The sequence below is a fragment of the Pseudomonas sp. G(2018) genome (genome assembly GCF_005502415.1).
GTDB lineage: Bacteria > Pseudomonadota > Gammaproteobacteria > Pseudomonadales > Pseudomonadaceae > Aquipseudomonas.
The window spans coordinates 89,233-102,294 of record NZ_SCOO01000015.1 but is presented as its reverse complement, the minus strand read 5'-3'; the positions used below and the strand labels follow the sequence as shown (position 1 = coordinate 102,294).

General features: G+C 59.1%; 15 protein-coding genes. 9 read left to right on the top strand and 6 right to left on the bottom strand.

All coding sequences use genetic code 11. From position 1 onward, the window contains the following. Nucleotides 1-41: 41 nt before the first annotated feature. From FFS64_RS16450 to FFS64_RS16435, 4 genes are all read right to left on the bottom strand, one after another. The gene (locus FFS64_RS16450) at nt 42-953 is read right to left on the bottom strand and encodes an SDR family oxidoreductase (protein ID WP_137806249.1); all 912 of its coding nucleotides are present in this window, start codon (nt 951-953) and stop codon (nt 42-44) included. Nucleotides 954-1,163: 210 nt separating this feature from the next. Continuing rightward, nucleotides 1,164-2,063: an alpha/beta fold hydrolase gene (locus FFS64_RS16445; protein ID WP_137806248.1), complete on the bottom strand. Its 900-nt coding sequence runs from the start codon at nt 2,061-2,063 to the stop codon at nt 1,164-1,166. Beyond that, on the bottom strand, nt 2,063-2,845 hold the full coding sequence (locus tag FFS64_RS16440) for a class II aldolase/adducin family protein (RefSeq protein WP_137806247.1): 783 nt from the start codon (nt 2,843-2,845) through the stop codon (nt 2,063-2,065). The genes FFS64_RS16445 and FFS64_RS16440 overlap by 1 nt, the downstream gene beginning before the upstream one ends. A gap of 233 nt (nt 2,846-3,078) precedes the next feature. After that, nucleotides 3,079-3,534: a flavodoxin gene (locus FFS64_RS16435; protein WP_137806246.1), complete on the bottom strand. Its 456-nt coding sequence runs from the start codon at nt 3,532-3,534 to the stop codon at nt 3,079-3,081. Nucleotides 3,535-3,664: 130 nt separating this feature from the next. Between FFS64_RS16435 and FFS64_RS16430 the strand changes: the two genes are divergently transcribed. Continuing rightward, on the top strand, nt 3,665-4,141 hold the full coding sequence (locus FFS64_RS16430; RefSeq protein WP_137806245.1) for a PAS domain-containing protein: 477 nt from the start codon (nt 3,665-3,667) through the stop codon (nt 4,139-4,141). Nucleotides 4,142-4,195: 54 nt separating this feature from the next. Beyond that, nucleotides 4,196-4,801, top strand: coding sequence for a hypothetical protein (locus tag FFS64_RS16425; protein ID WP_137806244.1), 606 nt, complete (start codon nt 4,196-4,198; stop codon nt 4,799-4,801). 2 nt (nt 4,802-4,803) lie between these two features. On the opposite strand, the gene FFS64_RS16420 is transcribed toward FFS64_RS16425, so the two are convergent. Beyond that, complete coding sequence (locus tag FFS64_RS16420) at nt 4,804-5,763, bottom strand: MerR family transcriptional regulator (RefSeq protein ID WP_137806243.1); 960 nt, start codon at nt 5,761-5,763, stop codon at nt 4,804-4,806. A gap of 219 nt (nt 5,764-5,982) precedes the next feature. Between FFS64_RS16420 and FFS64_RS16415 the strand changes: the two genes are divergently transcribed. The 5 genes from FFS64_RS16415 to FFS64_RS16390 all read left to right on the top strand — a co-directional run bounded on the left by FFS64_RS16415 (nt 5,983) and on the right by FFS64_RS16390 (nt 9,615). Further along, nucleotides 5,983-6,552 carry an antibiotic biosynthesis monooxygenase gene (locus FFS64_RS16415; RefSeq protein ID WP_137806242.1) on the top strand — a complete coding sequence of 190 codons (570 nt, stop codon included), beginning with the start codon at nt 5,983-5,985 and terminating at the stop codon, nt 6,550-6,552. A 107-nt stretch (nt 6,553-6,659) separates the two neighbouring features. Then, on the top strand, nt 6,660-7,358 hold the full coding sequence (folM, locus tag FFS64_RS16410; RefSeq protein ID WP_137806241.1) for a dihydromonapterin reductase: 699 nt from the start codon (nt 6,660-6,662) through the stop codon (nt 7,356-7,358). Nucleotides 7,359-7,467: 109 nt separating this feature from the next. Continuing rightward, entirely contained in the window at nt 7,468-7,764 is a 297-nt protein-coding gene (locus FFS64_RS16405) for a DUF1244 domain-containing protein (protein WP_095193875.1), read from the top strand. Next, nucleotides 7,757-8,095, top strand: coding sequence for a HopJ type III effector protein (locus FFS64_RS16400; protein ID WP_137806240.1), 339 nt, complete (start codon nt 7,757-7,759; stop codon nt 8,093-8,095). The genes FFS64_RS16405 and FFS64_RS16400 overlap by 8 nt, the downstream gene beginning before the upstream one ends. 263 nt (nt 8,096-8,358) lie before the next feature. After that, complete coding sequence (locus FFS64_RS16390) at nt 8,359-9,615, top strand: aspartate aminotransferase family protein (RefSeq protein WP_137806238.1); 1,257 nt, start codon at nt 8,359-8,361, stop codon at nt 9,613-9,615. Nucleotides 9,616-9,691: 76 nt separating this feature from the next. Here FFS64_RS16390 and trxB read toward each other — a convergent pair whose 3' ends face one another. Further along, nucleotides 9,692-10,648 (bottom strand): thioredoxin-disulfide reductase, encoded by a 957-nt coding sequence (trxB, locus tag FFS64_RS16385; RefSeq protein WP_137806237.1) that lies wholly within the window; start codon nt 10,646-10,648, stop codon nt 9,692-9,694. 314 nt (nt 10,649-10,962) lie between these two features. Here trxB and cysZ point away from each other — a divergent pair, with 314 nt between their 5' ends. Both cysZ and FFS64_RS16370 read left to right on the top strand, forming a co-directional pair. Continuing rightward, the gene (gene cysZ, locus FFS64_RS16375; RefSeq protein ID WP_095193881.1) at nt 10,963-11,715 is read left to right on the top strand and encodes a sulfate transporter CysZ; all 753 of its coding nucleotides are present in this window, start codon (nt 10,963-10,965) and stop codon (nt 11,713-11,715) included. 40 nt (nt 11,716-11,755) lie between these two features. Continuing rightward, entirely contained in the window at nt 11,756-12,955 is a 1,200-nt protein-coding gene (locus FFS64_RS16370; protein WP_137806236.1) for a glycosyltransferase family 1 protein, read from the top strand. Nucleotides 12,956-13,062: the final 107 nt, after the last annotated feature.

Genomic DNA, 13,062 nt, shown 5'->3' with positions numbered 1-13,062 from the left:
AGCCCCCAGTCGCATCCGGCGACTTGGGGGCCTCATAGCCTTTACAACGAATACTTCTGCAAATTCCCCATCATTTCCTTCAGCGCCTCAATGTTGTCCTTCGGATGCGCCGCGCCCTCGAAATCACAGATCTGCTGCCAGTGCGCCGCCACGTCTTCCGGGGAGAAACCGACCCGTGGGTCGAAGCCCGCACCGAGGCTGCGTTCCCAGCGGACCTTGCCCATCCAGCCGCCACCAACTTCGAACAGGCCGGAAGTCTCCTGGCAGTTTTCGCTGGCCAGGTACACCACGAGTGGGCTGACCAGTTCCGGTTTGAGTTGTTCGAACACTTGCGGCGGGATCAGGCCTTCGGTCATGCGGGTGCCGCCGGTGGGGGCGATGGCGTTGACCAGGATGTTGTTCTTGCGGCCTTCGATGGCCAGGGTACGGGTCAGGCCGTAAAGGCCGAGTTTGGCCATGCCGTAGTTGGACTGGCCGAAGTTGCCGTAGATGCCCGACGTGGACGCGGTGAAGATCACCCGGCCGTAGCTTTGCTCGCGCATGTGTGGCCAGGCGGCGCGGGTCACTTTGTAGGCGCCTTCGACGTGAACACGGTAAACCAGGTCCCAGTCGGCATCGTCCATTTTGTGGAAGGTCTTGTCGCGCAGGATCCCGGCGTTGTTGACCACGACATCGACGCGACCGAATGCGTCGAGGGCATGCTGGACAAGCTTGCCGCCGTCGGTGACCGAGTCGTGGTTGGCCACGGCGGTGCCGCCGGCCTCGCGGATTTCCGCGACCACGCGATCTGCCGCCGAAGCGTTGGCGCCTTCGCCTTGCGTTGAGCCGCCGAGGTCGTTGACCAGCACTTTGGCGCCCTGTTTGGCGAACAACAGTGCATGCGCCCGTCCCAGGCCGCCACCTGCACCGGTGATGATCACGACTTTATCTTCGAAGCGCACAGACTCATTCATGGGGGACTCCAGCAGGCCAGGGACATTGCCTGGCAGTTTCAGGCACGGCGCTGCGGGTCACAATGAATAGGGTGGAGGCTGAATGGTGCGCGATAAGGCTGGGGGATGATGACTTCGGAAATTCAGTGTTTGTTAAAAGATCGCAGTCTTCGGTGGCACCTACAGTTCACCGCATCCTTCATGTAGGAGCTGCCTTAGGCTGCGATCTTTTCAGGAACAGGCCACCTTGAGCGGCGATATCAGTTGGTCGCGAAACGCCAGGTAGTGTTTAAGCACTTGGCACGGCGCTTCAATCTGCGGGTAATGCCCGATGTCGCTCAACAACACCGCGTCCGCGTCGGGGATCAGCTCCCGGTAACGCGCGACCATGTGCGCGCCGGAGATCGGGTCGACCTCGCCATCAATCACCCGCAGCGGCACTTCGCCGCGCTGCATCGCGCCGACCCAGCGCTCGCGCTGTACGCGTCGCTCGGGAATGTAGGCGATCAATTTATGCATGATGCGCGGGCCGTGATTGTTTTCGATCAGGCTCCAGAAATCATCCATCTCGCTTTCACTGGGGCGTGTGTGTGGACCGAAGATCTTGCGGAAACTCTTCACCAGACCATCACGACTGAACGCGCGGCCGATCATCCAGCCCAGGGGACTGAGCAGCAATTTTTGCATCAAGACCGGACGATGGGTTTCCGGAAACAACCCGCCATTGAGGAACACACAGCTTGCGATATTGATCAGCGACTCGTAATGCCGGGCGAGCAGCTCCTGGGCCACACTGTCGCCGTAGTCATGGGCCAGCAAGTGCACCGGTTGCCCGATATTCAGATGATCCAGCAGCGCCTGTTGCAGATCGGCCTGTTCCAGCAGGCTGTATTCGTGGTTCACCGGTTTGGCCGAGTCGCCGAAACCGAGCATGTCGCAGGCAATCACACGATAGCGCTGGGTCAGAGGCTGCCACAGGTAGTGCCAGTCCCAACTGGCGCTCGGGAAGCCATGAATGAGCAACAGCGGTTCACCCTGCCCGGCCGTCCAGTAACGGATGGTCTGGCCACGGAACACAAATGACTGGCCGCGCTTGCGCCAGATACACAGCGGGATCTCGGCGAGGGCCATTAGAGTTTATAACCCGGATCTTGTTTATCGAGTTTGCGCAGCAGCGCTGGCCAGGCCAGCGCGCCACCCATGCCTTGAGCACTTTTGGTAACGCCGGCGATCATCGCCTTGGCGCCCGCCAGAATCTGCGGGTCGATGGCGATCAGGTCCGCGCCGCCGGTCTGCGCCATGACCTGGATATCGCAGGCGCGCTGGAAGGTGAACATCATCAGGAAGGTGTCGGCGATGCTGCTACCGCAGGTCAGTAGGCCATGGTTGTGCAGCATCAGGAAATTGTTTTCGCCAAGGTCGGCTTGCAAGCGAGCCTTTTCCTCGTGGTTAAGCGCAACACCTTCGTAAGCGTGATACGCCAGGCTCGAAAGGACGAACAGCGACTGCTGGCTGATCGGCAACACGCCCTGTTTCTGTGCTGACACCGCAACACCGGACGCCGTGTGGGTGTGCAGTACGCAGACGACATCGTGACGGACTTCATGCACCGCACTGTGGATGGTGTACCCGGCCGGGTTGATCTCGTAGGGGCTGTCCATCAGTTTGTTGCCGGCCTGATCAACCTTGACCAGGCTCGACGCGGTGATTTCATGAAACATCAGCCCGAACGGGTTGATGAGAAAATCTTCAGTGCCCGGAACCTTGGCGGAAATGTGGGTAAAAATCAGATCGTCCCAGCCATGCTGGGCCACCAGGCGATAACAGGCCGCGAGGTCGACACGGGTCTGCCATTCGGCCGGGCTGACCAGGTCTTTGACACTCTGGGGTGATTGGAGGGGGGTTACGCTCACGGTCAGGAACCTCGGTTTTTATTATGGAGTGTTTCCAATGACTACCGAGTCTAGTCAGCGCTTCGGGTTCGTGTAGTTGCGTTGGCAGCCAGCTTGATGGCCGTAGGAGTCAGCGGGTCAGGAAGTTTGGATCCATGTCAAATGGCCGCCGCCAGAGAAGGTGCGGGGCGTGCATTGCGCAGCCCCGTCAGAACCATGACGAACCCCATGGAAGCGAGGTCTGGCGGGGTCGATCAGCCGCGCAAAGCGACCACCAATTCCGCCAGCCAGGGCTCGGCGTCCGCTTCCGGGGTCACGCTTTCACTGGCGTCCAGGCGCAGCATCGGCAGAACTTCACGGATGCCCAGTTCACCGAACAACTCCCGCATCAACTCGCCACCTCCGCAGAACGTATCGCCATAACTCGCATCGCCCAGACCGATCACTGCCCCCGGCAAACCACGCCATGCGGCAGGCAGCTGGTCACGAATGGCGAAATACAGTGGCTGCAGGTTATCCGGTAACTCACCCATGCCGGTGGTCGAGGTCACGGCCAGAAAGGCTTCGGGGCCAAAGGCCTGGACATCGGCCAGGCTTGCACGCGGGTTGTGCCAGGTTTCGAAACCGGCGGCTTTCAAAATGCCGGCGGCATGCCGGGCGACTTCTTCAGCCGTGCCGTACACCGAGCCGGAAATGATGGCGACTTTCATCAATCTGATCCTGAAGCTGAGTAAAAAACCGGGATATTAACAGCACGGCCTGGATTGTTCTTTTAGAATACCTAAGAGGTGTTCTCAATTGAGAACGCCCCCTGAAAACCAACAAGGAAGGGTTTCACCGATGATCAACGCAAAACTGCTGCAACTGGCGATCAACGCGTCCAACGACGGCATCGTGATTGCCGAAAAGGAAGGTGATCAGGACAAGATCCTGATTTACGTCAACCCGGCGTTCGAACGCCTGACCGGTTATACCAGCGAAGAAATCCTCTACCAGGATTGCCGTTTCCTGCAATCCGGCGACCGTGATCAGGATGCGCTACCGAAGATTCGTGGCGCGTTGAACAGCGAGGGATCGTGTCGGGAAATCTTGCGCAACTATCGCAAGGACGGCACACCGTTCTGGAATGAGCTGTCCCTTTCGACGGTGAAAAACCCGAACGACGGACAGGTTTATTTTATCGGTGTACAGAAAGACGTGACCGTACAGGTCAAGGCACAGCAGCGGGTAGCGCAGCTTGAAGCGCAATTGGCTGAAGTCCAGGCCGAGCTTGCCGCACTCAAAGCGACGAACGGTACAAACAAATCAGCGAATTAGTTGTCACTTACTACAATCACCAATGACTTTGTAAATATTTCTTTCGAGCTAGCCATGCAACGTGACGCGCTCCTGACCCAGGACGAGCTGGATTTCATCCAGACAATGCAACATAACCCGCAACTCAATGTGCGGGACGCGACGTCGAGCCTGCTCGTCAACGGTGGTTCGCAAATCCGTGACTTGCTCACGCGCCTTGCCGCCCATGAGCAAGTCACTATTCACGCCAATTTCGAAAACCAGCAAATGACCTTTCCACTGCATCTGGTGGAAGACGAATTTCATGCGCTGCATCTGCGTCTGGGTGTGCCGAGTATCTACGAGGACGGTCCACTGGTCCGGCCATGGCGATTGGTACTGGAAGAACCGGTGGCGCTGGAAAACGCCAAGGGTCAGCCAGGCACGATGTGGGTGCACGAAGTGTCGTTCAAAGGGGTTTTGCTGGAGGTTCGCAACAAGACCAAGGCACCGAAGCATTTCGCCTTGTGGTTCAGCCCATCAGGTTACGAGCGGATCGCCTTGCGCGGCACGCTTGAGAAGGAAACCGAGAACGGCTTCTATGCCTACCAGTTGAGCCAGGATGACACGGATGAAACCGAACGCCTGCGCCAATACATCCTGCAACAGCATCGCTTGACCCATCCCGCCCTGCATCTCTGACTTCAAGTATCCAGGTTACCCGCCAGAAACTGTTTCAGTCGCTGGCGCATCACCAGGCCTTCGCTCCCCAGGCAACCGATCGACGACCCGGCCAGGCTTTCCTGAGCCAGATCGGACGCATCACCGGCCAGCAACACCGGACAATCCAGACTCATCGCCAGGCGGTTCAAGCGTCGGGGCAAATCGGGGGTCGGTACGTGATTGGAAAACAGCACCAGTGCCTGGGGTTTGATCCTTTCGCAGACCAGCGTTAACTCGTCGAATGGCTGGCCGATGGTCAACACGCGCACACCGGTTTGCCCACTGCTCAGGAACAGCGCGGCAATCAGTAACTCCAGTTCCCGGCACTGGCCGGCCAGGGCGCTGACGATGACTCGCCGGGGTTGCTTGTCACGGATCAACAGCAAGCGCTGCAAAACCCGTGACCGCAAAAAACCGTCCAGGAACAGCCACTCGCTGGTCCGACCGAACGAGTCCTGGCGCTGCAACAATTGCTTCCAGAGCGGGACCAGGATGTCCTGAAACACCACCGGCTGGGAGTAAGTGGAAAAAATCTGCCCGTAGACCTGCTCCAGCTGAACATCGTCGAAAGCACTCACCGCTGCCTGAACCTGCTGCTGCCATTGCGCGTAATCGGCTTGTACAAGGTCGTTGGGGATGATGTGCGACAACGCCTCGAGCGGCGCCGCCTTGGCCAGGATCTTGCCGATCTTGCTGACCGCCACGCCGCGCTCGATCCAGTCGAGAATACTGCGCACGCGCTCTATATCGGCCATGGAGTAGAGGCGATGCCCGCTTTCGGTGCGAGTGGGCACGATCAGACCATAACGTCGCTCCCATGCACGTAGCGTGACCGGATTGATGCCCGTCAGCCGCGCCACCTCGCGAATGGGAAAAAGCTCTTCCCGTTCAAGAGAGAGCGTAAGGGGCACATCAGTGGCAGCATCGGTGAGTATGGGCATCTGGCTTCAACATCCATGTAATTTGGGATCCATTCTAACGCCCCTGCCCCGTAAAGATTCCGTAAAGATTCAATGCCGGAAAAATCGATAAACGCCGCAGGCGCAAGAGGGCAGATTCAGGAATAATCCTTGCTTATCCCAAGTCGCAGCCCACCACCCCGGCGCTGCGCCTGGCGAAACTCCTACCCGGAGCGACGCATTCGTTTACGGAGATACATGATGTCTACCTCCCCCGTCACGCTGATGGTTGCGCGCCGCGTCGCAAATGGCCGTTATCAGGACCTGATCGCCTGGTTGCGCGAAGGTGAACAATTGGCCACCGACTTCCCCGGTTATCTCGGCTCCGGCGTACTCGCCCCGCCACCCGACGATGACGAATTTCAGATCATCTTCCGCTTTGCCGACGAGCAGACCCTGCACACTTGGGAGCATTCCGCCTCGCGCACCGCGTGGCTGGCACGCGGCAGTGACTTGTTCGCCCACCCGACGGAACATCGGGTCAGTGGCATCGAAGGCTGGTTCGGCGCTGCAGGCCAACGCCCGCCCCGCTGGAAACAAGCGGTGTCGATCTGGCTGGCGTTCTTTCCGGTATCACTGCTGTTCAACTTTGTGCTGGGGCCGTTGCTCAGTGAAATGGGCCTGCTGAGCCGGGTATTAATCAGCACCCTGTGCCTGACGCCGTTGATGGTCTACTTCTTTATTCCGCTATCGACCCGTGTGCTGGCAGGCTGGCTGCACAAAAATGCGCCAACACCCTCATTGACTACCGAAGCGGTCAGCGATCACTGACCGAACCGCCGTTCTCGCCTGATAGCAAAGGATCGCTACGGGAAAACTTCAGTTATGCTGCACGAACTTAGCACGTGCATAGACCTACTGAAGCTGATCGCAGAGTTATGAATAGTCCAATCCTTGTCACCGGTACCAGCAAGCGCGTCGGCCTCAAACTTGCCACTACTCTGGCCGAGGCTGGCCACACTGTCATCTGCGTCAGTCGCTCCATCAGCCTGGCGACACCCCATCCAAACATGTTGCCGTTCCAGGCAAACCTTCAACTGCAGAGCGATCGCGAGGCGCTGATCGCCTATATCAAGACCAACTTCGACAGTTTACGTGCAGTGATCCACAACGCCTCACTGTGGCTTGACGATGGCCTGGAGAACCTGAACACCATGTTCAAACTCCATGTCGAAGCGCCCTACCATTTGAACCTTGAACTGGGAGAGCATCTGCAGCGACTGGAACGATCCGACATCATCCATATCTGCGACGAGACTTCTTCGAGGGGCAGCAAGAACCATATTGGCTATGCCGCCACCAAATCCGCACTGCAGAACATGGTGCTGTCCTTTGCTGAAAAATACGCCCCCGGCATCAGAGTGAACGCCATCCTTCCCGGCTTGCTCATGCTCAAGGACGACAGCACGCCGGAATACTCCCAGCGAACCCTGAAGAAAGCCCTTCTCGAATTCGAGCCCGGCGCACAACCCTTGATCGACGCAGTCATGTTCTTGCTCAACACCGACTACAGCACCGGAAGCAGCATCGTCATCAATGGCGGACGCCACATCAAGAAAGGGATCGTCAATGATTGACTCGAAAAAACCATTCGGACCGCCGAACGCAACTCGGTGAACATCTTCACCGACGCCACTCCCGCGTCCTTTACAACGACTTTGCCTCATAGCGTGCAAGAGACCTCACATGAACGATCAACAACGCCTGGAACTTGAAGCCGCCGCCTTTCGCCGGCTGGTAGCCCACCTGGACAGCCGCAAGGATGTGCAGAACATCGACCTGATGAACCTTTCGGGTTTCTGCCGCAACTGCCTGTCCAAGTGGTACAAGGCCGCCGCCGACGAACGCCAGATCGAGGTCAGCCTCGACGAAGCCCGCGAAGTGGTTTACGGCATGCCGTACGCCGAGTGGAAAGCCCAATATCAGCAAGAAGCCAGCGCCGACCAGCAAGCGGCGTTCGCCAAAGGAAAAACCCATGAATGATTTGAACACCCTGCGCGCCAGCCTCAACAGCGGCGAACACGCCTTCTCCGATACCCTGGCATTCATTGCCGCCGGTTACGACTACCAGCCCCAGGCGTTCAACAATGGTGGCGTGGAAAACGCTGCAGGGCAGAACGAAGGTTCGTGCAAGACCCTGGGTCTGGCGCTGCTCGAAGGCCTGAGCGATGACGAAGCCCTGCTGGCGTTCGGCGAGCATTACCGCTCGGTACTCGCGACGCCTGAAGGCAGCGATCACGGTAATATCCGTGCTCTGATGGCCCACGGTCTGGCCGGTGTGAAATTCTCGCAGCAACCCCTGACTCGCCGCTGAATCAAACCCGGCTTTGAACCTGAACTGGCCCCTGTGGGAGCGAGCCTGCTCGCGATGGACGCAAGAACACCGCGGGGGTTCAGGTAGCCAGCGTTATCGTTGACGACCATCGCGAGCAGGCTCGCTCCCACAGGGTAGAGATGCAGGTTTTAACCACATATCCCGACTTTTAAGATTGACCCGGCGACTTTATTTCGTTTGCCCGGTACCTGCGCTCACGGCTTAGATAAAAAGAAGTCCTCCCACTTCCGAGCCGGTCATCCATGAGCAGCGAAACCATCAGTCAGTCGATCAACATCGTTCACCCCGTCACGCTCAGCCACGGCAAAAACGCCGAGGTCTGGGACACTGACGGCAAACGCTACATCGACTTCGTCGGCGGCATCGGGGTGCTGAACCTGGGCCATTGTCATCCGCGCATCGTCGAGGCGATTCGCGAGCAAGCGACCCGGCTGACTCATTACGCGTTCAATGCCGCGCCCCATACGCCCTACCTCGAACTCATGGAGCGCCTGGCAGCGTTCATACCGGTGACCTACCCGGTCAGCGGCATGCTCACCAACAGCGGTGCCGAAGCAGCCGAGAATGCGTTGAAGATCGTCCGAGGCGCCACCGGCCGCACGGCGGTCATTGCCTTCGATGGCGCCTTCCACGGCCGCACCCTGGCCACCCTCAATCTCAACGGCAAAGTCGCGCCCTACAAACAGAAAGTCGGTGTGTTGCCAGGACCGGTGTATCACCTGCCCTTTCCCAGCCAGGACAATGGCGTGACCTGTGCCGAAGCGCTCAAGGCAATGGAGCGCCTGTTCAGCGTCGAAATCGATATCGATGACGTGGCCTGCTTTATTGTCGAACCGGTGCAAGGTGAGGCGGGTTTCCTGGCCATGGACGTAGCGTTCGCCCAGGCGCTTCGGCGCTTGTGCGACGAGAAAGGCATTGTGCTGATCGCCGATGAAATCCAGTCCGGTTTCGGCCGTACCGGCCAGCGCTTCGCGTTCTCGCGACTGGGCATCGAACCGGACCTGATCCTGCTTGGCAAAAGCATTGCAGGCGGGGTGCCGCTGGGGGCTGTGGTCGGGCGCAAGTCGCTGCTCGACAATTTGCCCAAGGGTGGGCTGGGCGGCACCTATTCCGGCAACCCCATCGCCTGTGCCGCCGCGCTGGCGACCCTGGACGAAATGACCGATGCCCACTTGCAAGCCTGGGGTACGCAGCAGGAAGAAGCGATTGTCAGCCGCTACCAATCCTGGCGTGATCGCAACCTGTCACCCTACCTCGGGCGCCTGACCGGCGTTGGCGCGATGCGCGGGATTGAGCTGGCAAAGGCCGATGGAACACCGGCTTCGACGCAGTTGACGCAACTGCTGGCTCTGGCGCGAGAAGCCGGGTTACTGCTGATGCCCAGCGGCAAATCGCGGCACATCATTCGGTTGCTGGCACCGCTGACGACCGAGGCAGCGGTGCTGGAGGAAGGCCTCGACATCCTTGAGGCGTGCCTGGCGAAATTGACCTGGAACTAAAAGTCCGCACAGGGTTGATTGCATTACTTGTGGGCACAAAAAAACCGGCCGAAGCCGGTTTTTTGTTTCTACAGAATCAAGCGTTCTGCAGATTGTCGAGATAACGCTCGGCATCCAGTGCCGCCATGCAACCGGCGCCGGCCGAGGTGATGGCTTGACGGTAGACGTGGTCAGCCACGTCACCCGCCGCGAAGATACCTTCGAGGTTGGTGGCCGTCGCGTTGCCGTCACGGCCGCCGTGGACAACCAGGTAACCGTCTTTCAAGGTCAACTGGCCTTCGAACAACGAAGTGTTCGGGGTATGGCCGATGGCGATGAACACGCCGTCGACTTTCACTTCGTCGAAGCTGCCGTCGTTGTTCTTCAGACGGGCACCGGTCACGCCCATGTTGTCGCCCAGGACTTCGTCCAGGGTGGCGTTCAGCTTCAGGATGATCTTGCCTTCGGCAACCCGTGCATTGAGCTTGTCGATCAAGATCTTCTCGGCGCGGAAGGTTTCACGACGGTGAATCAGGGTCACGGTGCTGGCGATGTTGGCCAGGTACAGGGCTTCTTCAACAGCGGTGTTGCCGCCGCCGACCACAGCCACTGGCTTGTTGCGATAGAAGAAACCGTCGCAGGTGGCGCAGGCAGAAACGCCTTTGCCCATGAACGCTTCTTCCGACGGCAGGCCCAGGTAACGAGCGCTGGCGCCGGTGGCGATGATCAGGGCGTCGCAGGTGTAGGTCGCGCTGTCGCCGACCAGGGTGTACGGCTTGGCAGCGAAGTCCACGGCATTGATGTGATCGAAGACGATCTCGGTTTCAAAGCGCTCGGCGTGCTCTTTCATGCGCTCCATCAACGCCGGGCCGGTCAGGCCGTGGACGTCGCCCGGCCAGTTGTCGACTTCGGTGGTGGTGGTCAGTTGACCGCCGGCTTGCATGCCGGTGATCAGCAGTGGCTTGAGGTTGGCACGGGCGGCATAGACCGCGGCGCTGTAACCGGCAGGGCCGGAACCGAGAATAATCACTCGCGAATGACGGACTTCAGACATGACCTGCTCCTGTTGACCGGCCCGGAACACCTGGCGCGGAACGCCGGGTTGCCGGCGGGAATAAAAAAGGACCATTGAAAGCACTTGGGGAAGGCTTGAACTCGACAGTCCTGTAAAAGATTGGGTGCAGCGTATCGAGGGGGCGAAGATTAAGGAAATACGGTTTAACAATCCAGCTCATAGGTGGTCTCTATCCCGTCGGCGTGACGAACAGGACGCCTTTGTTACAGTTAATGTCGATGCCGCTGCCGCGCTTTCGCCCGTCAGGTAAAGCCGGTAAGGTCGGCGCGTTTTCCCTCTGCTCGGAGCACGTTATGCCCGCCCCCGTTCTGTCCGGCCCGCAATACCTGCGTGAGGGCCTGAAACTGGTTCTCAGCCCCAGCCTGCGCCTTTTTGTATTGCTTCCACTGATGATCAACCTGGTGCTGTTCGTCGGATTGATCTATCTGGCCGGCCATCAGTTCAGCCTGTGGGTCGATACGCTGATGCCGTCGCTGCCCGACTGGCTGAGTTTCCTCAGTTATGTGCTGTGGCCGCTGTTTGTGGTGCTGGTGGTGTTGATGGTGTTTTTCACCTTCACCATGCTCGCCAACATCATCGCCGCGCCGTTCAACGGCTTTCTGGCGGAAAAGGTCGAGGTGGTGGTGCGTGGCACCGACGACTTCCCGGCCTTCAGCTGGGGCGAACTGGTCGCCATGATTCCGCGAACCCTGGCCCGGGAAATGCGCAAGCTCGGTTATTTCCTGCCCCGTGCGATCGGTCTGTTCATCCTCTCCTTCATCCCGGTGCTTAACATCATCGCCGCACCACTCTGGCTGCTGTTCGGGGTATGGATGATGGCAATCCAGTACATCGACTACCCGGCGGACAACCACAAGCTGGGCTGGAACGAGATGCTCGCCTGGCTGCGGCAAAAGCGCTGGCAGAGCATGAGCTTTGGCGGGATGGTGTACCTGATGTTGATGATCCCGGTGGTCAACATCCTGATGATGCCCGCGGCGGTGGCCGGGGCGACCTTGTTCTGGGTGCGTGAGCGTGGGGCCGAGAACCTGGTGAGCCAGCGCTGATCCGTTCATAAATCCATCATCCGACCGTCATAACGACGACATGGCCCCAGCTGACACTGGGGCCATGACGACAGCTCTGCATATCACCCTGATCACCGAAACCTTCCCTCCCGAAATCAACGGCGTGGCCAACACCCTTGGTCGATTGTGCGACGGTTTGCGCGCGCGCGGGCATCAGGTGGAATTGGTGCGACCGCGCCAGGGCTGCGATCAGTCGGCGAGCAGCGACGATGAATTGTTGCTGTGCCGTGGCTGGCCGCTGCCGGGTTATCCCGGTTTGCAATGGGGGCAGTCATCTATGCACAAGCTGCTCAGGCGCTGGAAGCGTCACCGCCCGGATGTCCTGTACATTGCCACCGAGGGGCCGCTCGGGTTGTCGGCATTACGCGCGGCACGTCGGCTGGGGATTTCGGTGGTCAGTGGCTTTCACACCAACTTCCAGCAGTATTCCAGCCAGTACGGGCTCGGTTTGCTGACGCGTCTGCTCACCCACTATCTACGTTGGTTCCACAATCGCTCGACCTTGACCCTGGTACCCAGCGTCAGCCAGCGGATGGAGCTGGAGCGGCGGCAATTCGAGCGTCTGGCGCTGCTGTCCCGTGGCGTCGACAGCCAGTTGTTTCATCCGGCTAAACGCTTGAATGCGCTGCGCGAACAATGGGGGCTGGGCGAAAACGACATTGCCGTCATCCATGTAGGACGTTTGGCACAGGAGAAAAACCTGGGCTTGCTCAAGCGTTGTTTCGACACGCTGAAGGCGACTTATCCACAGCGCACTCTGAAGCTGATCGTGGTGGGCGACGGTCCGCAACGCCTGCTCATGGAAAGCGAAATGCCCGACGCGATTTTCTGTGGCACCCAACGGGGTGAAGCATTGGCCAGTCACTATGCGTCGGGAGATGTGTTTCTGTTTCCGAGCCTGACTGAAACCTTTGGCAATGTGGTACTCGAGGCTCTGGCTTCCGGGCTGGGGGTGGTGGCTTACGATCAGGCTGCGGCGGCGCAGCATATTCGCCATGGCTACAACGGTGTGTTGGCGATGCCGGGGGACGAAGAAGCCTTCTGCGATGCGGCGGCGTGGATGCTGGAAAAGCGCGAGACCTTGCGCTGCATGAGGCTTAATGCGCGTCAGCATGCCAGTCGCCAGGGTTGGGCAGCGATCATTGAGCAGTTCGAGGGGCAGTTGCGCGGGGCTTGTGTTGGGGAGCAGGTGGTGCCGAATGCGCCGACTATTCCCTGAGATTTCTGGTGATTTTGAGTCAGCCATCGCCAGCAGACTGGCTCCCACATGGGACCTGCGGTGTACACAGAACCTGTGGGAGCCAGCCTGCTGGCGATGGGGCTTGA

What these genes read in the sequence shown, in the direction of transcription:
- FFS64_RS16450 (WP_137806249.1), bottom strand. Translation starts at nt 953, where the DNA reads ATGAATGAGTCTGTGCGCTTCGAAGATAAAGTCGTGATCATCACCGGT.
- FFS64_RS16445 (WP_137806248.1), bottom strand. Translation starts at nt 2,063, where the DNA reads ATGGCCCTCGCCGAGATCCCGCTGTGTATCTGGCGCAAGCGCGGCCAG.
- FFS64_RS16435 (WP_137806246.1), bottom strand. Translation starts at nt 3,534, where the DNA reads ATGAAAGTCGCCATCATTTCCGGCTCGGTGTACGGCACGGCTGAAGAA.
- FFS64_RS16430 (WP_137806245.1), top strand. Translation starts at nt 3,665, where the DNA reads ATGATCAACGCAAAACTGCTGCAACTGGCGATCAACGCGTCCAACGAC.
- FFS64_RS16425 (WP_137806244.1), top strand. Translation starts at nt 4,196, where the DNA reads ATGCAACGTGACGCGCTCCTGACCCAGGACGAGCTGGATTTCATCCAG.
- FFS64_RS16420 (WP_137806243.1), bottom strand. Translation starts at nt 5,763, where the DNA reads ATGCCCATACTCACCGATGCTGCCACTGATGTGCCCCTTACGCTCTCT.
- FFS64_RS16415 (WP_137806242.1), top strand. Translation starts at nt 5,983, where the DNA reads ATGTCTACCTCCCCCGTCACGCTGATGGTTGCGCGCCGCGTCGCAAAT.
- folM (WP_137806241.1), top strand. Translation starts at nt 6,660, where the DNA reads ATGAATAGTCCAATCCTTGTCACCGGTACCAGCAAGCGCGTCGGCCTC.
- FFS64_RS16405 (WP_095193875.1), top strand. Translation starts at nt 7,468, where the DNA reads ATGAACGATCAACAACGCCTGGAACTTGAAGCCGCCGCCTTTCGCCGG.
- FFS64_RS16400 (WP_137806240.1), top strand. Translation starts at nt 7,757, where the DNA reads ATGAATGATTTGAACACCCTGCGCGCCAGCCTCAACAGCGGCGAACAC.
- FFS64_RS16390 (WP_137806238.1), top strand. Translation starts at nt 8,359, where the DNA reads ATGAGCAGCGAAACCATCAGTCAGTCGATCAACATCGTTCACCCCGTC.
- trxB (WP_137806237.1), bottom strand. Translation starts at nt 10,648, where the DNA reads ATGTCTGAAGTCCGTCATTCGCGAGTGATTATTCTCGGTTCCGGCCCT.
- cysZ (WP_095193881.1), top strand. Translation starts at nt 10,963, where the DNA reads ATGCCCGCCCCCGTTCTGTCCGGCCCGCAATACCTGCGTGAGGGCCTG.
- FFS64_RS16370 (WP_137806236.1), top strand. Translation starts at nt 11,756, where the DNA reads ATGGCCCCAGCTGACACTGGGGCCATGACGACAGCTCTGCATATCACC.